The organism is Dorea amylophila (assembly GCF_025567265.1).
In the GTDB taxonomy this organism is placed as follows: domain Bacteria; phylum Bacillota; class Clostridia; order Lachnospirales; family Lachnospiraceae; genus Dorea_A; species Dorea_A amylophila.
In genome coordinates this window covers 1-22,493 of record NZ_JAOQJW010000032.1, presented here as the reverse complement: position 1 = coordinate 22,493, position 22,493 = coordinate 1, and the positions used below count along the sequence as shown (strand labels likewise).

The 22,493-nt window shown below is 41.8% G+C and carries 17 protein-coding genes, 1 tRNA gene and 1 pseudogene; 18 read left to right on the top strand and 1 reads right to left on the bottom strand.

The genetic code is table 11. From position 1 onward, the window contains the following. Positions 1 to 178 precede the first annotated feature (178 nt). From dnaN to gyrA, 5 genes are all read left to right on the top strand, one after another. Positions 179 to 1,288, top strand: coding sequence for a DNA polymerase III subunit beta (gene dnaN / locus OCV72_RS15880; RefSeq protein ID WP_055284838.1), 1,110 nt, complete (start codon positions 179 to 181; stop codon positions 1,286 to 1,288). A gap of 175 nt (positions 1,289 to 1,463) precedes the next feature. After that, positions 1,464 to 1,673 carry an RNA-binding S4 domain-containing protein gene (locus OCV72_RS15875; RefSeq protein WP_028087567.1) on the top strand — a complete coding sequence of 70 codons (210 nt, stop codon included), beginning with the start codon at positions 1,464 to 1,466 and terminating at the stop codon, positions 1,671 to 1,673. Next, a complete protein-coding gene (gene recF / locus OCV72_RS15870; protein ID WP_055284836.1) occupies positions 1,663 to 2,754 on the top strand; it encodes a DNA replication/repair protein RecF in 1,092 nt (363 codons plus the stop codon). Before OCV72_RS15875 ends, recF begins: the two co-directional genes overlap by 11 nt. Before the next feature lie 11 nt (positions 2,755 to 2,765). Continuing rightward, positions 2,766 to 4,697: a DNA topoisomerase (ATP-hydrolyzing) subunit B gene (gene gyrB / locus OCV72_RS15865; protein WP_055284834.1), complete on the top strand. Its 1,932-nt coding sequence runs from the start codon at positions 2,766 to 2,768 to the stop codon at positions 4,695 to 4,697. 54 nt (positions 4,698 to 4,751) lie between these two features. Then, complete coding sequence (gene gyrA / locus OCV72_RS15860; RefSeq protein ID WP_055284832.1) at positions 4,752 to 7,265, top strand: DNA gyrase subunit A; 2,514 nt, start codon at positions 4,752 to 4,754, stop codon at positions 7,263 to 7,265. A 60-nt stretch (positions 7,266 to 7,325) separates the two neighbouring features. Here gyrA and OCV72_RS15855 read toward each other — a convergent pair whose 3' ends face one another. After that, complete coding sequence (locus OCV72_RS15855) at positions 7,326 to 7,787, bottom strand: C-GCAxxG-C-C family (seleno)protein (protein WP_044919805.1); 462 nt, start codon at positions 7,785 to 7,787, stop codon at positions 7,326 to 7,328. Between the two features lie 151 nt (positions 7,788 to 7,938). On the opposite strand from OCV72_RS15855, the gene OCV72_RS15850 reads away from it, so the two are divergent. The 13 genes and pseudogenes from OCV72_RS15850 (at position 7,939) to OCV72_RS15795 (ending at position 22,089) form a co-directional block, all read left to right on the top strand. Next, a complete protein-coding gene (locus OCV72_RS15850) occupies positions 7,939 to 8,781 on the top strand; it encodes a fumarate hydratase (protein ID WP_055284830.1) in 843 nt (280 codons plus the stop codon). Between the two features lie 2 nt (positions 8,782 to 8,783). Then, positions 8,784 to 9,335, top strand: coding sequence for a Fe-S-containing hydro-lyase (locus tag OCV72_RS15845; protein WP_028087573.1), 552 nt, complete (start codon positions 8,784 to 8,786; stop codon positions 9,333 to 9,335). Then, on the top strand, positions 9,332 to 10,042 hold the full coding sequence (locus OCV72_RS15840; RefSeq protein WP_055284828.1) for a lysophospholipid acyltransferase family protein: 711 nt from the start codon (positions 9,332 to 9,334) through the stop codon (positions 10,040 to 10,042). Before OCV72_RS15845 ends, OCV72_RS15840 begins: the two co-directional genes overlap by 4 nt. 15 nt (positions 10,043 to 10,057) lie before the next feature. Continuing rightward, positions 10,058 to 11,251 (top strand): BTAD domain-containing putative transcriptional regulator, encoded by a 1,194-nt coding sequence (locus OCV72_RS15835; protein WP_055284826.1) that lies wholly within the window; start codon positions 10,058 to 10,060, stop codon positions 11,249 to 11,251. 269 nt (positions 11,252 to 11,520) lie between these two features. Beyond that, positions 11,521 to 12,000, top strand: a complete 480-nt coding sequence (locus OCV72_RS15830; protein WP_242859277.1) for a hypothetical protein — start codon at positions 11,521 to 11,523, stop codon at positions 11,998 to 12,000. Beyond that, positions 11,997 to 12,191 carry a hypothetical protein gene (locus tag OCV72_RS15825; protein WP_055284824.1) on the top strand — a complete coding sequence of 65 codons (195 nt, stop codon included), beginning with the start codon at positions 11,997 to 11,999 and terminating at the stop codon, positions 12,189 to 12,191. Before OCV72_RS15830 ends, OCV72_RS15825 begins: the two co-directional genes overlap by 4 nt. Next, positions 12,157 to 12,237 (top strand): annotated as a pseudogene (locus OCV72_RS16905) (IS607 family transposase); the annotation flags it as partial. The gene OCV72_RS15825 and the pseudogene OCV72_RS16905, both read left to right, overlap by 35 nt. Beyond that, a complete protein-coding gene (locus tag OCV72_RS15820) occupies positions 12,206 to 12,325 on the top strand; it encodes a helix-turn-helix domain-containing protein (protein ID WP_416810554.1) in 120 nt (39 codons plus the stop codon). The pseudogene OCV72_RS16905 and the gene OCV72_RS15820, both read left to right, overlap by 32 nt. A gap of 83 nt (positions 12,326 to 12,408) precedes the next feature. Then, a complete protein-coding gene (locus OCV72_RS15815) occupies positions 12,409 to 14,160 on the top strand; it encodes a hypothetical protein (protein WP_055284822.1) in 1,752 nt (583 codons plus the stop codon). A gap of 6 nt (positions 14,161 to 14,166) precedes the next feature. Continuing rightward, positions 14,167 to 21,171 (top strand): Spy0128 family protein, encoded by a 7,005-nt coding sequence (locus tag OCV72_RS15810; protein WP_055284820.1) that lies wholly within the window; start codon positions 14,167 to 14,169, stop codon positions 21,169 to 21,171. Between the two features lie 209 nt (positions 21,172 to 21,380). After that, positions 21,381 to 21,530: a YitT family protein gene (locus OCV72_RS15805; protein WP_242859276.1), complete on the top strand. Its 150-nt coding sequence runs from the start codon at positions 21,381 to 21,383 to the stop codon at positions 21,528 to 21,530. 47 nt (positions 21,531 to 21,577) lie between these two features. After that, positions 21,578 to 21,862 (top strand): YitT family protein, encoded by a 285-nt coding sequence (locus OCV72_RS15800; RefSeq protein ID WP_055284818.1) that lies wholly within the window; start codon positions 21,578 to 21,580, stop codon positions 21,860 to 21,862. A gap of 139 nt (positions 21,863 to 22,001) precedes the next feature. Beyond that, positions 22,002 to 22,089, top strand: a tRNA-Ser gene (locus OCV72_RS15795). Positions 22,090 to 22,493 lie beyond the last annotated feature (404 nt).

Sequence of the window (22,493 nt, the reverse complement as noted above, 5' to 3'; positions counted from 1 at the left end):
TTCAACAACAGTTCCACACATAATCCAGTCAGATTCCACAGAGTTTTCAAAGCCGATTTTCCTTGCAAACAGTGGGCTGGAGGCACTTTTCCTCTTTTCCACATCCCCTAAGACGGCTGAGGCGGAAACTATTTTATTTATTTATCCATTACACACGTGCGAAAGGAGTTATACACACATGAAAATTACCTGCAGTAAATCGAATCTGGTCAAAGGTGTCAGTATTGTTTCCAAAGCAGTTCCTTCTAAAACAACAATGCCAATCCTTGAATGTATCTTAATCGATGCAACAACAGATATTATCAAATTAACAGCTAATGATATGGAACTTGGTATCATGACAGAGATCTCCGGAGACATCATCGATCGTGGTATGATCGCAATCGATGCGAAGATTTTTTCAGAAATCGTTCGAAAACTTCCGGATAATGAAGTAACGATCGAAACGTTAGATAATCTTCAGACCGTGATCACCTGTGAAAAAGCAAAGTTTGATATTGCCGGCAAACCTGGTGATGAATTTGCCTACTTACCGATTATCGAAAAAGAAGATTCTATCGAAATTTCTCAATTCACATTGAAAGAAGTCATTCGTCAGACTATTTTCTCAATCTCTGACAGCGAGAGCAACAAGCTTATGACCGGCGAATTGTTTGATATCAGTGACAATATTCTGAAAGTTGTTTCGCTTGACGGACACAGAATTTCCATCCGTAAGGTTCCGCTGAAGAAAAGTGTTGCGGACAGAAAACTGGTTGTACCGGGAAAAACCCTGATCGAGATCAGTAAGATCCTTTCGGGAGAAGCTGAGAATGTGGTATCGATTTCATACACAAAGAACCATATCGTGTTCGAATTTGATAATACCATCGTGGTATCCCGCCTGATCGAAGGTGAATACTTCAGAATCGATCAGATGTTATCCAGTGATTACGAGACAAAAGTAAGAATCAACAAAAAAGAACTGCTCAACTGTATCGACCGTGCAACACTTCTGGTAAAAGAAGGTGATAAAAAACCGATCATCATCAACATCGGCGATGAACTGATGGAATTAAAAATCAAATCCCAGATCGGATCCATGAATGAAGAGATCATGATCACGAAAGAAGGAAAAGATCTGCTGATCGGATTCAATCCGAAATTCCTGATCGATGCACTCCGTGTTATCGATGATGAGGAAGTGACGATCTATCTGATGAATGCAAAAGCACCTTGCTTTATCAAGGATGATGCGGAAAGTTATGTCTACCTGATCCTTCCGGTCAACTTTAACTCCGCAGCATAGGACTGTCCGGGAAGACCTGAAGAGAGCCTTTTCGGGTACGAAATAAAAAACAAGATAAAATGCAGGAATGCTTGCAAAAGTATATAGCGATGAGTATAATAAAACAACGGCTAAAAGAAGAAAAATATGCATAAAAATACAAAGAAATGCATATCTGAGAGAGGATACAAGACGTATGGAGACAATTATATTACGAGGTGAATATATCAAGCTTGGACAGGCTTTAAAAGCTGCGGGAATGGTGGAATCCGGAGTAGAAGCAAAAGAAGTGATACAGGAAGGTCTGGTCATGGTAAATGGCGAGACAGATACACGCCGCGGACGTAAGTTATATGGCGGCGATATCGTATTATTTGACGGAGAAGAGATCAGAATTGAAGGTTAATTCCCTGAAATTAAAGAATTTTAGAAATTATGATCTTCTGAATGTGGAGTTTGACGGTTCTACGAATATTTTTTACGGGAACAATGCGCAGGGGAAGACGAATATTCTGGAGGCGGTGTATCTGTCCGGAACGACCAAATCCCACCGCGGGTCGAAAGACAGGGACATGATACGGTTCGGTGAGGATGAATCCCACATTGAGACTGTGGTGGAGAAGAATGGTATCAGTTATCAGATCGACATGCACCTGAAGAAGAACAGCCCGAAAGGGATTGCGATAAACAAGATGCCGATCCGGAAAGCAAGTGAACTTTTCGGGATCGTGAATCTTGTATTCTTCTCGCCGGAAGACCTCAATATCATCAAGAACGGACCTGCAGAGAGACGTAGATTTATCGATCTGGAACTTTCGCAGCTCGATAAGGTGTACCTGAATAACCTGTCGAACTATAACCGTATCGTGAACCAGCGAAACCGTCTGCTGAAAGAGTTAAGTTTCGGCGGTAAGAAAGAACTTTCAGATACACTGGAAATATGGGAGATGCAGATGGTACAATATGGGGAGAGGCTGATCGCCAGAAGGAAAGAATTTGTCGCACAGATCAATGAGATCATTGCGAAGATCCATCAGAAGCTGACCGGCGGCAAAGAAAGCCTGCAGATCATATATGAGCCAAGTACGGGGGATCTGCCGTTTGAACAGGCACTGAAACGGTATCGTGACAGAGATCTCAGAATGAAGAGCACAACGGTGGGACCACACAGAGATGATATCGGATTTCTGACCGGCGATATGGATATCCGCAGATATGGCTCCCAGGGACAGCAGAGAACGGCTGCCCTGTCTTTGAAGTTATCGGAGATTGAGCTGGTCAGGCTGGCAACGCATGACACACCGATACTTTTACTTGACGATGTATTGTCTGAACTTGATAAACACAGGCAAAACTATCTGTTAGACAGCATACATGATATACAGACCCTGATCACCTGTACAGGAGTTGAGGATTTTGTAAATCACCGCTTTTCAATAAACAAAGTGTTCCATGTCCAAAACGGACAGGTAACGAAAGAAAACTAGGAGGACTGAGAATGGGTACAGAAAAAGTACAGCATGAATACGGCGCAGATGAAATTCAGATATTGGAAGGTCTTGAGGCAGTCCGCAAACGTCCTGGTATGTACATTGGAAGTACATCTTCCAGAGGTTTGCATCACCTTGTATACGAGATTGTCGATAATGCCGTAGATGAAGCTCTGGCAGGCTTCTGTGATACGATTTATGTAACAATCAATAAAGACAATTCGGTGACCGTTATCGATAATGGACGTGGAATTCCGGTTGGTATCAACCACAAAGCAGGGCTTCCTGCGGTAGAAGTCGTATTTACCGTACTGCATGCGGGAGGAAAGTTCGGCGGTGGAGGATACAAGGTATCCGGAGGACTTCACGGTGTTGGAGCATCTGTTGTAAATGCGCTCTCCAACTGGCTGGAAGTAGAGATCTTCCATGATGGAAAGATCTACCAGCAGCGTTATGAACGCGGAAAAGTTATGGAAAAACTGGCAGTGATCGGAGAATGTGAAGAAGGAAAATCAGGTACAAAAGTCACATTCCTGCCGGATGATACCATTTTCGAGACAACGATCTTTGATTTTAATGTCCTGAAACAGAGATTCCGTGAGATGGCCTTCCTGACAAAAGGTCTGAAGATCGTGCTCAGGGATGACCGTGAGGAAGAACCAAAAGAAAGAACATTCCACTACGAGGGCGGGATCAAAGAATTTGTTTCTTACCTGAACCGGAGTGCGACACCACTTTATGAGCAGATCATTTACTGTGAAGGCATGGTCAATAATGTGTCTGTGGAAGTGGCTATGCAGCACAACGATTCTTACAGCGATAATACGTATGGATTTGTCAATAACATTACGACTCCGGAAGGCGGAACACACGTTGTCGGATTCCGTAATGCGATCACAAAGACATTTAATGACTATGCAAGAAAGAATAAGCTTCTGCGTGAAAATGAGCCGAACTTAAGCGGTGAAGATATCCGTGAAGGTCTGACAGCAATCATCAGTGTCAAGATCGAAGATCCGCAGTTCGAGGGACAGACCAAGCAGAAACTTGGTAACAGTGAGGCGAGAGGTGCGGTTGATAATGTGGTCAGCAGGCAGCTTGAGATCTTCCTTGAGCAGAATCCGGCCGTTGGTAAGATTATTGTGGAGAAATCTGTGATGTCCCAGCGTGCGAGAGAAGCTGCAAGAAAGGCAAGAGACCTGACACGTAGAAAATCAGCACTTGATAACATGGCACTTCCGGGAAAGCTTGCAGACTGTTCTGACAAGAATCCGGAGAATTGTGAGATCTACATCGTAGAGGGAGATTCTGCCGGTGGTTCTGCGAAGACTGCACGTGACCGTGCGACACAGGCAATCCTTCCGCTTCGTGGTAAGATCCTGAATGTAGAGAAGGCAAGACTGGATAAGATCTACGGCAATGCCGAGATCAAGGCGATGATCACAGCATTTGGTACCGGAATCCATGAGGATTTTGATATTTCCAAGCTGCGTTATCACAAGATCATCATCATGACCGATGCCGACGTGGACGGTGCACATATCAGTACATTGCTTCTGACATTCATTTACCGTTTCATGCCGGAACTGATCAAGCAGGGATATGTATATCTGGCACAACCGCCGCTCTACAAGCTTGAGAAGAACAAGAAGGTATGGTATGCATACAGTGACGAAGAATTAAGCAAGATCATCGAAGAAGTCGGACGTGACGGGAATAATAAGATCCAGCGTTACAAAGGTCTGGGAGAGATGGATGCCGAGCAGCTCTGGGATACCACCATGGATCCACAGCACCGTATCCTCTTACGTGTAACGATGGACGATGAGACAACGAGTGAACTGGACCTTACATTCACCACCCTGATGGGTGACAAAGTTGAACCGAGACGTGAGTTCATCGTTGAAAATGCAAAATATGTCAAGAACCTGGATGTATAATAACAGCGTGTAGAAGAAAGGAGGAACAGAGATACTTACATCTCTGAGAGATTGATGGAAGACAATATATTTGACAAAGTCCACGAAGTGGATCTGAAACAGACAATGGAAACCTCTTATATCGACTACGCGATGAGTGTTATTGCGTCCCGTGCACTGCCGGATGTAAGAGATGGTTTGAAACCGGTACAGAGAAGAATTCTGTACTCTATGATCGAACTGAATAACGGTCCCGACAAGCCGCACAGAAAGTGTGCACGTATCGTCGGTGATACAATGGGTAAATATCACCCGCACGGTGACAGTTCGATCTATGGCGCATTGGTTAATATGGCACAGGAATGGTCTACCAGATATCCGCTGGTAGACGGACATGGTAACTTTGGTTCTGTGGACGGTGACGGTGCTGCCGCCATGCGATACACAGAGGCAAGACTGAGTAAGATTTCCATGGAATTAACGGCGGATATTAATAAAAATACCGTTGATTTTATTCCGAACTTTGACGAGACGGAGAAAGAACCTACCGTTCTGCCGGCAAGATTCCCGAACCTTCTGGTCAACGGTACTTCCGGTATCGCTGTAGGTATGGCGACCAATATCCCGCCGCACAACCTGCGTGAAGTAATCAATGCGGTTGTACAGATCATCGATGACCAGATCGAGGATAAAGAAGAGACAACGATCGAAGAGATCTTAAAGATCATCAAAGGACCGGACTTCCCGACCGGAGGTATGATACTTGGAACCAGAGGAATTGAAGAGGCATACAGAACCGGACGCGGCAAGATCCGTGTGCGTGCGGTGACAGATATCGAGGCGATGCCGAACGGCAAGAGCCGCATCATCGTAAGTGAGCTTCCTTACATGGTGAATAAAGCAAGACTGATCGAGAAGATTGCAGAACTGGTACGTGATAAGAAGATCGACGGCATCACAGACTTAAGTGACCAGTCAAGCCGTGAAGGAATGCGCGTAGTCATTGAACTCAGGAGAGATGCCAATGCAAATGTTATCCTGAACCAGTTATACAAACATACACAGCTTCAGGACACATTCGGTGTGATCATGTTGGCACTGGTCGGCAACGAGCCGAAGGTCATGAACCTGATGGAGATGCTCAACTACTATCTGAGACATCAGGAAGAAGTTGTGACACGCCGTACACAGTATGAGTTAAATAAAGCCGAAGAACGTGCGCATATCTTACAGGGATTACTGATCGCATTAGATAACATCGATGAAGTGATCAAGATCATCAGAGGTTCACAGACTGTCCAGATCGCAAAATCAGAATTGATGGAGCGTTTCGGACTGACAGATGTACAGGCGCAGGCAATCGTAGACATGAGACTGCGTGCCCTGACAGGTCTGGAAAGAGAAAAACTCGAAGCAGAATATAAAGCACTGATGGAGCAGATCGAACATTTACGTGCGATCCTCGCAGACAGAAAGTTATTACTTGGTGTGATCAAAGAAGAGATCCTTGTGATCCGTGATAAATACGGAGATGAGAGAAGAACATCCATCGGATTCGATGAGTTCGATATCTCCATGGAAGACCTGATCCCAAGGGAAGATGTTGTCATCACGATGACAAAACTTGGATATATCAAGAGAATGTCTCACGATACATTCAAAGCCCAGAACCGTGGAGGCAAGGGAATCAAAGGTATGCAGAAGCTGGACGAGGATTATGTAGAAGAACTCTTCATGACCAATACACATCACTACCTGATGTTCTTTACGAACACCGGACGTGTATACCGCATGAAAGCATACGAGATCCCGGAAGCAAGCAGAACATCCAGAGGAACTGCGATCGTGAATCTGTTACAGTTAATGCCGGGCGAGAAGATCAGTGCGGTCATTCCGATCGAGAAATATAACGATGACGAATATCTGCTGATGGCCACCAAGAAAGGTCTCATCAAGAAGACCCCGATCAAAGAATATGCAAATGTCAGAAAGACAGGGCTTGCAGCAATCACACTCCGTGAGGAAGATGAGCTGATCGAGGTAAAATATACAGACAGCGATCATGATGTATTCATGATTACAAAGTATGGACAGTGTATCCGCTTCAATGAAAGTGATGTACGTCCGACAGGAAGAACATCCATGGGTGTCCGTGGTATGAACCTGGTAGACAGTGATGAAGTGATCGGAATGCAGATCGATTCACAGGGAACAGACCTGCTGATCGTGTCAGAATACGGAATGGGCAAACGTACTTCCATCGATGAATTCACAGCCCAGAACCGCGGCGGTAAAGGTGTGAAGTGCTACAAGATCACAGAGAAGACCGGTAACGTTGTAGGTGTGAAAGCAGTAGATGAGGACAATGAGATCATGATCATCAACACGGAGGGAATCATCATCCGTATGAAGTGTGACGGAATCTCAGAACTCGGAAGAGTGACATCCGGAGTGAAGCTTATCAACCTGCCGGAAGGCGATAAAGTAGCTTGTATCGCAAAAGTACGTAGAGGCGATGAATCAGAAGATGATCTGGTAGAGCCGGAAGAAAGTACAGAAGATGCAGAGAACGTAGAGACAGAAGAATAAAGATATAAAACGAGGCGGAAGATTAAAAAATTTCCGCCTCGTTTTTTGAAAAAAATATTTTTATTTTTCCGCCTCATCTGCAGCAAGTTCACGAAGAATGATCTCCGCAGTCTTCTTCACAGTAGCAGCTACAAAGTCTGTACACTGTGCTTTACGTTCCGGAGAATTCTTCTCTTTGCCTTTTGTCAGAACACGGCAGCATGTTGCACCACAGTATTCCTTGAAGAAATCGTGGATTTCGTTCGAAAGCTTGAAACAGCGGTTAATCTTAGGATCACCAGGTGTCTTACGTCCGAAGAAATATCCGATACACATCGTTGCTCCGGCGAGTGCACCACAGATACATCCGCCTCCGCCAAGCCCCCATGGGAATCCGGAACTCATAGCAATCGCATCATCCGACATGTCCAGTTCAAAATTCTCTTTGATTGCATAAATGACAGATTCTGAACAGGCAAAACCCTGATTAAAGATGTCCACGGCATCTTTTTGAAGTTTCTCTAAATCTACATTTGTTGTCATTATAATCCCTCCTGAAAAATGTGTTAAATCCATTATACCACGGCGAAAAAAACTTGTATATCATCTTGGAACAGGGTAAAATAAAAAAGGACAGGTTTTTTGAGCAGGAACAGAAGGTTCCAAAAAATCCCATGTCCCCAGGAGGATATAGATGAGAACGATCAATGTAAATACAATCACAGAAAATATAAAAGACATGTGCATCCAGGCGAATCATTTCCTTGCCGATGACATGGACAAAGCAATGAAACACGCACTGGAGACAGAAGAAGCACCACTGGGCCGTCAGATTCTGGATCAGCTGCAGGATAATCTGAAAATCGCTGCAGAAGACATGATCCCAATCTGCCAGGATACAGGTATGGCTGTCATCTTCATGAAGATCGGTCAGGACGTACACTTCGAAGGAGGCAGTCTGGAAGATGCCATCAACGAAGGTGTCCGTCAGGGATACGTAGAAGGATTCTTAAGAAAATCCGTCGTAGGAGATCCGATCATCCGCGAGAATACCAAAGACAACACACCGGCAGTGATCCACTACAGTATCGTGCCGGGAGACAAAGTAGAGATAAAGGTTGCGCCAAAAGGATTCGGCAGCGAGAATATGAGCCGCGTATTCATGTTAAAACCAGCCGACGGGATCGAAGGAGTAAAAGAAGCGATCCTTACAGCAGTCAGAGACGCAGGACCGAATGCCTGTCCGCCGATGGTAGTCGGAGTAGGAATCGGCGGAACATTTGAAAAATGTGCACTGATGGCAAAAGAAGCCCTTACAAGAGAAGCCGGATCCCATTCCGGAACTACTTGGGTAAAAGACCTGGAAGAAGAGATGCTTGAGACGATCAACAAGCTTGGAATCGGACCGGGCGGACTCGGAGGAACGACCACAGCTCTTGCAGTGAATGTCAATACATACCCGACACACATCGCAGGACTGCCGGTTGCAGTCAACATCTGCTGCCATGTGAACCGTCATATCATCAGGGAGGTGTAAGTATGGACAAGCATATCACAGCACCAATTACAAAAGAAACAGCCAGATCTCTTCACGCAGGAGATTATGTATATGTCACAGGAACCATCTACACGGCAAGAGATGCGGCGCACAAGCGCATGGATGAAGCACTGGACCGCGGGGAATCACTTCCGATCGATATCAAAGACCAGGCAATCTACTACATGGGACCATCTCCGGCAAGAGAAGGACGCCCGATCGGATCAGCCGGTCCGACAACCGCCAGCCGTATGGACAAGTATGCACCACGTCTGCTGGATCTTGGTCAGACGGCCATGATCGGAAAAGGCAAGAGAAGCCAGGCAGTGATCGATGCGGTAGTACGTAACGGATGCGTATACCTTGCAGCCATCGGAGGAGCCGGTGCACTGTTATCCAAATGCATCAAATCCTCAGAAGTCATTGCGTACGAAGACCTCGGAACCGAAGCCATCCGTAAATTACAGGTCGAGAACCTTCCGCTCATCGTAGTCATCGACAGCGAAGGCAATAACCTGTACGAAACTGCGATCAAGGAGTATGCAAAGATATGAGAAGAATCCTTCTGATGGTACTCCGGAATATTTTCTTCGTGCCGGTCTACTGGTACAAGTTATGCTACCATGCCAGACACGTAGACAAATATACGGAAGAAGAACACTATAAATTATTAAAATACATCGATCACCGGGCAAATACATCCGGGAATATCCATATCGAGGTACATGGGCAGGAGAACATCCCTGAACAGGACGGATTCATGTTCTACCCGAATCACCAGGGACTCTACGACGTGCTCGCCATTATGGAAGCATGCCCGCGCCCGTTCGCGGTAGTCGCCAAAAAAGAAGTGGCCGACGTACCATTTCTCAAGCAGGTATTCACCTGCATGAAGGCATACATGATCGACCGCGAAGATGTGCGTCAGTCACTGCAGGTGATCGTAAATGTCAGCAATGACGTGAAGAACGGAAGAAACTTTCTGATCTTCCCGGAAGGAACAAGATCCAGACAGGGCAATCAGGTACAGGACTTCAAAGGCGGCAGCTTCAAAGCAGCGACCAGGGCAAGATGTCCGATCATTCCGGTAGCACTGATCAACTGTTTCGTGCCGTTCGACTCTAAGACAACAGAACATGTCAATGTACAGGTACATTTCTTAGAGCCGCTGCTTTACGAAGAATACAAAGACATGAAGACAACAGAAATTGCAGCAATTGTAAGAGAGAAAATCCAGCATACGATCAATGAAAATGTATAAAAGGATTACAGGGAAATGAGAGAAAAAATATTACAGGTTAAGACATTCGGCAGTTTTTCCATGATATATGACGGAAAATTCCTGTTCGGAAGAAAAGTAGGAGAGACACAGTTCGCTTCCATGATGCAGATGCTGATACATGAAAGGAAAAAAGGTGTCAGCAGGGACCGTCTGGAACAGGAACTGTTCGGGGAACGGGAAGTGGAAAATGTACATCATGCCCTTCAGAGCGTCATTTACAACGCAAAGAAGAGACTGGAAAAAGCAGGACTTCCGGATGTAAACTATATAGAGATCAGAAACGGTGTCGTCTACTGGAATGACGAGATCAAAGTACAGGAAGATGCAACCGAATTTGACCAGATATACAACAGAATAAAACATGAGAAAAATCCGGATAAAAAGATAAAAGACCTCGAAAAAATATTCGAGATCTATACCGGAGAATTCCTTGTGAAACGGCAGAGTGTGATCTGGGTTGCCATTGAAGCAAGACGGTATGAGGACATGTTCCGGGAATGTGTAGAAGAAGCAGCCGGACTGTACCGGGAAAAGCAGAACTATACACAGCTTGAACATCTCGGAGTATATGCATCGAATATCGAACCATTCTCCGATTGGGAGGCATTGACCATGGAAGCAATGGTTGCGCTGGGAAGATACGAAGAAGCCACCGATCTGTACGCCGAAACGGCAGAACGATATTTTGAAGAACGGGGATTAAAACCGTCCAAACGTCTTCTGGATTCCATGAACCAGCTTGGTAACCAGGTGATGCATTCCTACGACGTACTGGACAACATCCAGCACAATCTGGAAGAAAAAGGAATCCCGAAAGGGGCATATCTGTGCAGTTATCCGACATTCCGCGGAATCTATCATCATCTGGTGAGGATGCTGGAACGGAGCGGACAGTCGATCTATCTTATGCTGTGTACCATTGTGGACAGCAAAGGAAGACCGATGAAAGAAGGAGCCATGCTGGAAGGACTGGCAAAGAGACTGGAAGAATCCATTTGCACATCGATCCGCAACAGTGACGTCGTGAACCATTACAGCAAGGGACAATACCTGGTACTGCTGATCAATACAACGAGAGAAGACTGTGCGGTAATTCAGAAGAGAATCAATTACAAATTCCTCACAGACCGGCAGAGGACCGGCGTGAGATATTATGTGAACAGTGTAGTATATGAAAAGGATCTTTAAGATAACACTTGAAGATCCTTCTCTTTTTATCAAAAACTATTCAGCTGTCGAAAAGAGCTATTCAGCATGCGGGACGCAGCCAGGATGGTTCTTTTGCTATAATATAACAACATATTCCAATATATAGGACAGTCTGAAAAAGTCTAAGAAAAACAGAAGAAAATACCTGCTTTTTTAAAAGTTTAGACGGTTTCTTTGTCATGCCGTTTGGTAAAATATTATACAAAGTAGGAATGTCTGAAAATAAGATGGGAAAGGATAATGGGCGCGTGAGTAATACAGGGAATTATATTGGGACACCATGGGGAATTATTTTATGTGTTGATTATTATCAAGATGAAAAAATAAATGGACGTATTTATCACAGATATCAGACCGAACCGATCCGCGTTGGAGGAATGCTGGAAGCAGTTTTCGAAATCGATGCTTTTTTTGACCGATTGGGATATCCGTTTCCCGGAACAGAGAGCCACTATTTTATAAAGCATGAGAAGAAACAGCGGATAAAAATGGCAAGAAAGTTGAGTGATGAAGAGATGTTGAAGAATAATGGTGAAAAAGGAACATTCATAATCAGAGTAGAACAAAGACAACATAGCAGCTGGCAGGGAAGAGTTACATGGGTGGAAGAAGGAAAGACAGAGAACTTCCGCTCGGCACTGGAACTGCTCAAGATGATCGATGGCGCACTGGGTGGCATGGACATAAAGGAAGACGCAGAAGAAGAGAACCAGGAGAGAGCCGGATGACAGACAAAGAAATCCGAAGACTGAAGAGAAGTCAGCTGATCGATATCATCTACCATCTGAAAAAAGAGATAGAAGAACAGAAGAAGACGATCGAAGACCTGCAAAAGCAGCTGGAAGACCGGACGATCCGGATACAGAATGCGGGTTCTATCGCAAGTCCGGGAATTGATACAGGAGGAAACAGATGGTAAAAGTCATAAAAGTAATGCTGATACCAAACAATGTACAGAAAACTAAGATGTTTCAGTACGCAGGCGCTTCAAGATTTGCTTATAACTGGGCTTTGGCCAGGGAAAAAGAAAATTATGAAAAAGTCTTAATATAAGTGAAGAAGAAAATAATAGTATTTATGTTTCGTAAAATGGAACTATATTCAAACTTTACGTGTACAAAATAAAAGAGAAGGGAATGAATAAGATGAAAGGAAATGCAGGACGTGGAAAACGAATAGCTGCAATCACAGCCGCAATTTTGACATTTACAGGCGTAGCAACCGTAAATCCTTACATGGTTTATGCACAGGATGCAGCGAAATCAATAACCATTACAGGAAATACAACGGAGATATTGAAAGGGTCTTCGGATGCTAAAAACCAGCAGAATCACTGGAGTATGCAGATTGATAATGAGACAGGAAAAGATATTCTGTTTTATGATTTAAAAGAAGATGATAAAGAAATCACTAAGAAGCAGGCATTCAAAGGAGATACTCTTGTACTTGATCTGGCGAATTATGACGGAAATTCTGTATATACAGTAGAGGTATATGGGGTCGACAAGAATATTAAAGCTTCTGCAAAACTGTATCAAGTGCAGGCAAATCTAACAGGTGATACAAGTACAAACGTGCCGATGGCAAATGGAGTTGTAAGCGAAGCTGAAAAAAGCAGAACATATGAGGCAAGTGAATCTTGCGTAGTGAACGATGTTGATTATGATTTGAATGGAAATGGAAATGTTTCTGTCAGTTACGACGATAATAAATCCAGTTCCGGTTACAGTGTTGACTATGTGAAACATGATTCCACAAAAAACAGCAATATTTATAAGGCCGGAGTTCAGCTTACCGATGATTCTGGAAATGTACTTAGTTCTGAAAATATTACATATTACGGAACATATACTTATCAGGCACCTAAAACCTTCAGCCAGACATCTACCGATGAAAATGGTAAGAGTATTGTGAATTATTATAAAGCAGTTGACGAAAAAGCCCAGGCAGTTCTAAAAAAAGAAGACAATGGTAAGAGTATAAAGATTGCATATCAAAAAGTAGACAGTCAGACAGCTTATGACTGGAACATCAATCTGATTGATTTGATGACTGGTAAGACACTTAAGACTGTTACGCAACAGATTGGAGTTGATGAATCACAAACTTATGATGTAGCATCCACCATTGAAAACGATGGTGTAACTTACACGTTGGATTCTTCCATGCAGTCATCTTACAAACATACATACGGCGATAAATCTAGAACGACGAACATCTATTATTATAACAAAGAAAAATGGATTCCTGAAAATGGATACGATATCACAGTCAAATATGTGAACATCGCAGATCGCTCGCAGATTACGACACAGACAATTACTGTGACAAATGAAGAAGATGCAGTAATTGATTGTCCGGCTGAATATCAGAACAACGGTCATACATATATTCGTCTGAAAGGACAGAGTGATACAATTCGTCATAGCTACTACTCAAATATCCGTCAGTATACGATCTACTATCGTGATAGCCAGGATACTATCAATGCAGATACAGAAATTACTTATGTGGTAGTAGATGGTGGAGAGATTACTGTAGATGATGTAATCTACAGAGTGGTACCGGGAACAACCGTGGCAGTTGCACAAAATCCAGGAACAACGAATGCAGCAACTGGTGAAACAGTAGGAGCATCCACAACCGTACTTGGTGATGGCAACACAGAAGGCACTACATCTCAGGTTGTACAGAGTGCAGATGATCAGGTGCCGTTGGCAGATCAGAAACTCGATAACAAAAAGACATCCAAAGACGAAGGAACACCATTAGCTCAAACATTACTTGAAAACAAAGTCGGAATGGCCATCGCAGTTGCAATTGTATTGCTGCTGGTCATCTTTGGAATCTTTATGGCAACTAAGAAACGCAATGAGAAGGGGAGGTAGGACAATATGAAACATACAAGACGTTGGCTCGCCTTGATACTTGCAATTGCACTTGTCGCAGCAAATGCATCTTATCAGTTAGGAACATCCCTATATGCAAAGGAAGATCAGGCGGCAGTAGAAACTCAGAGTGAAGAAAACCAGAAACAGGAAGCTGTTAATACAGAAGAACCGAAAAGTACCGGAAGTGCTCAGGTCGAAGAAGTTCAAGAAGATCAGAATACTTCTGATGATGCCACACAGGCAGAAGAAAGTAAAAATACTCAGGCAGATGCAAAAGCCTCCAGTTCCGCAGATAACAATGCGGAGCAGAATCAGGCAGATACCGCACAGGCAAATGAAAATGCAGTTGCAGCTGCAGCTGCAACTGCTTCAGATGTTGCTCCAACACTGGCTGCTAATACAGACGGAAGCGTCAGCGGAAGCGGGTATGACAGTATTAAGCTGGTAGTTAATACAGATGGAATCACAAATCAGAATAATACAAAATTCAATATCAAATTTGATACAGGAAATACAGAAAATAATAAAAAGATTTCAGCCTCTAACCTGAATCCATCAGAAGGCTTAGCAAGTAATCTGATGAAGAACAGAGGTGGAACATATGATGTAAATGGTTTTAATAAAAATGCATTTACGATTACGGTTACAAAGGGCGCTGATTGCAAGAACTCTATAAAGACAGAGGCAACAGTGGATGTGGCAAGCGGAACAGTTACACTGAATATTTCCGATTACTACGAGTCCTCTTATAACGACAAAACATTTACCAATCCAACAGCAACATCACTTGGAAGTGTTAATGATTTTGCAGTATTTGCAAATAATTACAAGAACCACGTAGACATGGAAGGTAATATTGCAGTAAAAAATCTTAAGCTTGCCAATACAAATAGTGGTAACTCTGATGAAGTACAGGCAAGAGATTTTAATTTGAACTATGTAGAGAACTTTGAATTAAATTCTATGAAAAGTGAGTTCTTCCGTAAGGCAGATCCACTGATTATAGGAGATTTATATGAGATAAATACACAGGATTCAAACTTTAATCTGAAACTTGCAAATGGTTCAGTAATCAATCTTGGTCCATCCAACAAAATGAAAGATGTTGTGAACATTAAGAATTCCTCATATAAGATTAATTTTGATGAGGCAATGGCTGGGTTAAGACAATATGCAAGTACAATGTATCAGAAAAAGGATACAGATAGTGTTAGATTTAAAAGTTCAGATCAGGTTGATTCAGAAAATCCAGAGAAATATGTGATTGGCAAAACAGGATCTGTTAAGGTTATTGAGTGTGTAGAAAATGTAAATAATATTATTAATATCAAAGCAAGTGATTTAAAAAAATGGGCAGATAATGTTCAGATTACTGGTCTTGGTGATACTGGCTCTGTAACATTTAATATCAAGTATGATGTGGCACAAGAATTTACAAAACCACATTTTACAATTAATGGAACTGGAACAGGTGGTTATGACGTAACAGGAGGAAGAATCCTTCTGAACTTCGGTACACAGCAGGGAGAAATTACTTTTGGAGAGTTATATTCCGGAACAATTCTTGCACCGAACGCAACAGTCGATATCTATGCAACACATAACGGTTCTGTATTTGCAGATACGGTAGAGAATATTAAAGGTGAGATTCATAAGAATCCATGGAAACCGGGAAATGAACAGAAACCAGCATCTGTGAAGGTTACACTGAAAGGTACGAAGACTTTAAACGGAACTTCCGCCCAGAAAGATGCATTCTCATTCCTTCTTCAGCAGACTGATGAAAATGGAACAGTACTTGAAAATGGCTATCAGCAGAATGTAAAGAATGGTGAGAATGGTCAGATCAGTTTTGATGAGATTACTTACACGACACCTGGAACATATTATTACAAGATTTCAGAAGTATCAGGCAGTGATGTGAATATCAGATATGATGCATCTGTTTACAAAGTTGTGGTGACTGTAGATGAGAACATGACTGCAACAGTTGCCTACTATAAGGACGGCAATCTGGTTAATAGTGATACGGGAGCAGCATTTTCAAATACATCAATTGTAAGAGAAGTAAAGGCTTCCCTTCAAGGAAATAAGACTTTGAATGGGCAGCCGTCAACAGCATCATATAAGTATCAGGTCGTTGAAGTAGCTGATGAAAAAGGAACAGTGAAAGATAACGCCCAGAGCTGGGAAGTAACAAATAATACAACAGAAACCGCAGCAATTGAATTTCCAGAATTTACTTACAATGCCGCAGGCGATTATTACTATAAAGTTACAGAGGTAAATGCAAATGCTGATGGCATGGAATATGACCCGAGTGTATATATTGCACATGTGTCAGTAGCAGCACAGAATGATGGTTCCCTGACAGCTTCTGTTACATACAGAAAATATGCAAGTGCTGATCAGATGAATTCGGAATCAGCAGCAAATGCAGATAAGATTACATTTGCAAATAAGACATTAAAAGCACAGGTAACATTTACTGGTAATAAGACAGTCAATGGTTCTGAGGCAAAAGATAAATTCTCTTTCAAAGTTGTAGAAAAAGATAAAGACGGAAATGTAGTTAATACAATTTCCGATAACATTACGAACAAGACTGGTGAGGGAGAAAACGGAGCAATCCAGTTCCCGACTATCGATTACACCAAATCCGGAACTCATTACTATGAGATCAGTGAGAATTCACAGATAGGCAACAGTGTTCATTACGACAAGACAACATACACAGCTGTTGTAAAAGTCACAAAGACTGCAGACGGACTTGTTGCAAGCACAAAGTATTATAAAGATTACAATTATTCTGATACATCCAAGAATAAAGAAAGCAAAGGTACTTTAGACTTTGCCAATAAGATGCAGACAAGCATCCGACTTCACGGAACGAAGATGCTTGACAACGATAAGGCAAAAAAAGATGCATTTACATTTGACATTATTCAGGTCGATGAAAATGGAACAGCAGTTGCAAATGGATACACAGAAGAAGTAAAGAATGGTGCAAATGGAGCAATCGAATCCAAAGATATTCCATTTACAGCACCGGGAACTTATTACTACAAGGTTACAGAGAAAGCTGGAAACAAGGAGAATATCGCATATGATAAATCTTATTACACAGCAGTTGTAACGGTAGAAAAGAATGGATTAAATCTTTCTGCAAGTGTTCAGTATTACAAGAATGCCAATGGAGGTCAGATTACAGACCAGACATCAGCAGATATGACATTCCAGAATAAGACGAAAAAGACAAGTATTCAGCTCAATGGACAGAAGACACTTCTTGGAAAAAATCAGTCAACTGGAGCAGCATTAACACTTCAGGATGGTGAATTTTCATTTGACATTGCAGAAGCTGATGCAAATGGAACAGTTAAAAAAGATGCTTCAATTAAGACAGTGAAGAATAAGGCAGACGGAAGCATTACATTTCCGGATTACGAGTATAATGCCACAGGAGATTACTACTACAGAATTTCTGAAAAGCAGTCATCTAATCCGGCAATAGCGGGAATGGATTACGATGAGAGCATTTATCTTGTACATGTAAAAGTTGCCAATAATGAGGCAAGAGATGCATTTACAGCACAGATTCAGGACGTTGTAAAATATGCAGATCAGACAGCTCTGAAAGATAAGAATGGTACAACCGTCAACGGAACAGAGATTGCCAATAATAATGTTGCAGCATTTACAAACCGTGTACGTTATGGTTCCATTACATTTACAGGTAATAAGACTTTGAATGATAAACCTTCAGCAGAAGCTTTCCGTTATACAGTTGTTGAAAAATCAGCAGATGGCGGATTATTAGAGAGTGGCTACAAGAGCGGAGTTATTAAAAACGATGCGAACGGAGTAATCCAGTTCCCAGCCATTTATTATACGAAAGCAGGAATCCATTACTATGATGTAAGAGAAATAAATGACAGCGCAGATACCACTGGAATTGCTTACGACAACACTGTATATACGGTGGTTGTAGTGGTTGGAGATGATAACAGTGAAAGTGGTACAGGTCTTACTACAAACGCTGTATATTACAAAGATTTCGACTACAAAACAAAAACTGGAGTAAGTGTTGAGAATAACAGTATTACATTTGCAAATAACATGAGTGCTTCTGTAAGCTTAGAAGGTATGAAGACACTGGATGGAAAGAAAGTGTCCAAAGCTGATGAGTATAGCTTTGACATCGTTGAGACAAATGCATCAGGTGATGCATTTGAAGGTGAAGCACCACAGTCAGTATCCAATGATAACACTGGTAAGTTTACATTCCCGGCTTACACATACACAGACGAGGGAACGCATTATTACAAGATTACAGAGAACCAGAATAATCCGAAATCAGGAATCAAGTATGATACATCAAGCTATCTTGTAACTGTAACCGTTGCTAAGACTGTAGAAGACGGAAAAGTTTCTCTTAAGGCTACAGTAACAGATACTAAGAAGACAGATGCCAACAACACGGTATCAGATACAAAAGACATTACATTTAATAACCAGACAATCACATATTCCGACGCAAAGATTCAGCTGACAGCAACCAAGAATCTGGCAGGAAGTCCATCTGAAAAAGAATTTGATTTCAAGATGGAAGAGTGTGACGAAAATGGAAATGTAACAGCTGGAACAAAAGTAGTTACAGCAAGTAATGATAAGAGTGGACTCATTACCTTTGATGAATTGACATACAAAGATGCCGGAACGCATTACTACAAGATCAGTGAAGCAGCTCCGGAGAATCCGGAAGCCAATATTGTTTACGACAATGCAGCTTATATTGTAAAAGTGGACGTGACAAAGGATGATACGGCAGCAGCATTAACAGCAACAGCATCTGAGTACAAGAAACTTGTAACTGGTGCAGACGGACAGACAACAACAGAAAATGTTGAGTCGGTTGTATTCAATAACGGAATCAAAGTATCTACATCATTTACAGGACAGAAATATGTAGATGGTGAGCTGGCATCAACAGCCGGAGCATTTAGCTTCACCCTTACAAGAACAGATGATACATATGCAAATGCATTGACAGGTGAAGATGCATACAGTGAGACGGTTTCCAATGATGCAGCTGGAAATATTACATTTACAGAGATCAACTACGATACACCTGGAGATTATTACTACACGATTTCTGAAAATGTACCAGAACAGCAGGAAGCTAATATGTACTATGACGAGGCTGTTTACAGGGCAAAGGTAACAGTAAGTAAGGACGGTCAGATAACAGTCGAGAAGAGCGTTGTTCCTTATGATGGATACGAAGGTGATGACGGAAATACATTTGAGCCAGTAGAGGACGATGAATTCCTGATATTTAATAACTATCACTTTATGACAATGAGTATGGATTATGCTCTTGCCACGATTACAGGAACTAAGACATTGAAAGGTGGTAATCTGGAAGCCGGAGAATTCCGATTTGGACTGTATGATTCAAATGGAACATTGATTGACACAAAAACAAACGATGCTTCCGGTAAGATTACATTCCGTACAATTCCATATTATACAGCAGGAACTTATTCTTACACTGTAAAAGAGATTAATGAGCAGGGTGAAAATAACGTTAGCGATATTGAATATGATCCGTCTGTATATACCGTTACGGTAAATGTGGATGAAAACATGGATACGTCTATAACTTACATAAAAAATGGAACAAATGTGGATAACTCATCCGAGAGTGTAGATGGAATCTCATTTGAAAATAAGATGTCTGTAACAGCAGCAGCTATTGATCCAGCGGTTAAGAAAGTATTAAATAATGCTGAACTTCAGCCGGGAGAATTTACATTCCAGTTGTTTGATGAGAATAATAACTTGATTGATACTAAGAAAAATACAGACAATGGTTCTGTACTCTTTGATTCCATTATATTTGATGAAGTTGGAGATTATAATTACACAATTAAAGAATTGATTCCGTCAGATCCGGGACAAATTACTTATGATGACAGAGAAATCAAGGTCAATGTAAGTGTAACAAAGGATGATACAACAGGAAATCTTGAGGCGGCCATTACTTATCTTGAAGATAATGCACCGACAGAAGAGCCGACATTTGTAAATACATATAATCCAATCAGCATACGCGTACAGAAGACTTCTAAAGACGGCAGTAAAGATCCGCTTAAGGGAGCAACTTATGCACTGTATAAAGTACTTAGTGGTGAAGGCCGCGACATTCTGATAGGCACACAGATATCAGATGAAAATGGTTATATGACATTTGAAAATGTAGAACCAGGAACTTATTACTTCAAAGAAGTTTCAGCTCCAGCAGGTCATACTGTTGACGAATATGCAACAAAGAAATTCACGGTATCTGCAGATGGTACGATTAACCAACTGACAGCAAAAAGAAGTAGTAGAAGTACACAGGCAGTGATGTTCAGTCTTGACTCTCTGACAGCGGAAGATGCACAGATTAGTGCCCTTGAAGCAGACGATAACAAAGATGCTATAGTACTTGCCGAGGCACCGGGAGTCAGTGATGAAGTGACAAAACTTAGTGTATCAAAACTGGATTATACAAATCATGAATTTGTGACAGGAGCCAAGATGCAGATTCTTGAGAAATCCTCCGGTAAGATTGTAGCAGAGTGGACGACAGGAGATTCAGCCGAGTCATTCGAACGAAAATTGAATGTTGATACATCGTATATTTTACGTGAGGTATCTGCACCAGAAGGATATGATCTTGCTGAAGATACAGAATTTATAATTGATGCATATGGAATTCTGAGCATTATATCAGGTCCGGATGCGGAGAAGACAAGTGATACAGCCTTAAGGATCTATGATAAAAAACTTGGCGTGACAAAAGTAACAAAAAATACGAAAGAAAATCATAATCAAAAATTTGTGGATGTAGTAAAAACTGTGAAAACAGGAGATACAGCCCAGATTGGATTATTTGCAATTCTTTCTATTGCAGCAATTGTGGTTGTGATTATCGTACTTCGCAGAAGAAAAAATTTATAAAGTAAATGATTGAGGGGGCTGTGAAAAAAGAATAGTCCCCAAAAAAGAAAGACCAAGAGTTTATAATGAACTCTTGGTCTTTCTTTCTGTTGCCAAGCATACGACAAAAAGGTCCGGTGGACCTTTTTTAGTTACAGCGGGGAATAATTTCTGTTTCCGTCAGGGCTGCCGACCGGAGGAACGACAGGTATTGCACTTTTAGTGACAGATTGACCGGATTATTCGTTTCGATGTTCGTGCTGGGATTTAATATTGTGATGCTGGTGGTCGGATTTATTTTTCTTGGAAAGAAATTCGCATTTACGACTATTGTAAGTACATTTACCTATCCAATCTGTCTGGAGTTATTCTTGTTATAATCTATACAACAGTGCTGAATAAGGTATTACTCCTTGGTGGATCTAAAATGGAGGTTAAGATCATCAGCAGAAATCCGGAGCAGATTCGTCAGGCGATTATCGGGCATCTGGACCGGGGACTTACAATTCTGCGTGCAGAGGGTGGATATTCACAGGAAGACCACCAGGTGCTTCTCGTTGTTGTGTCAAATCGTGAACTGCCTCAGTTGGAGCGTATTGTAAAGAATATTGATCTAGAAAGCTTTGTAATCGTAAGTGAGGTCAGAGAAGTCAGCGGACGCGGATTTTCATTGACAAAAGAGCATAAGAGTACTCAGAGGAAAGAAAATTGAGCCAGCGTAAATGTGAAGTAAGAATTTGAAAATATCAGCCGAAAGTCAGAATTGAAAAATAAGGTAAAAAATAAAGTTGAAAAATAAAGTGAAAAAATGATTGACATTAGGGTAAACCTCTAGTATAATCATTTTTGCTGGAGAAATACTCAAGAGGCTGAAGAGGCGCCCCTGCTAAGGGTGTAGGTCGGGTAACCGGCGCGAGGGTTCAAATCCCTCTTTCTCCGTTAGGCCAGTGAGAACTGTCTGAAACGAGCTTTCAGATAGTTTTTTTACGGCCATATATGATGCTGAAAAATGTATAAAAAGAAAAGTTGAAAAAAGTTGAAAAAACATCTTGACACTTCGAAAAATACATGGTATTATATATAAGCTTTCGCAAACAAATTATTTGAAAGATTTGTAAAAAGAAAGCAAAAAAATAAGTTAAAAAAGTTCTTGACAAGCAGTTGAGTATATGATATACTAAACAAGCTGTTGAACAAAACAACAACGAACCTTGATAATTAAACAATAGACAACAACCCTGAAAATTCTAAAGAGAATTATTCAGAACAGACATTTAATGTCGAACCTTAAAACAGTAAAGGGGATAAGAAAGCTAGTAGTTTTCTTGAACTGGAACGAACTT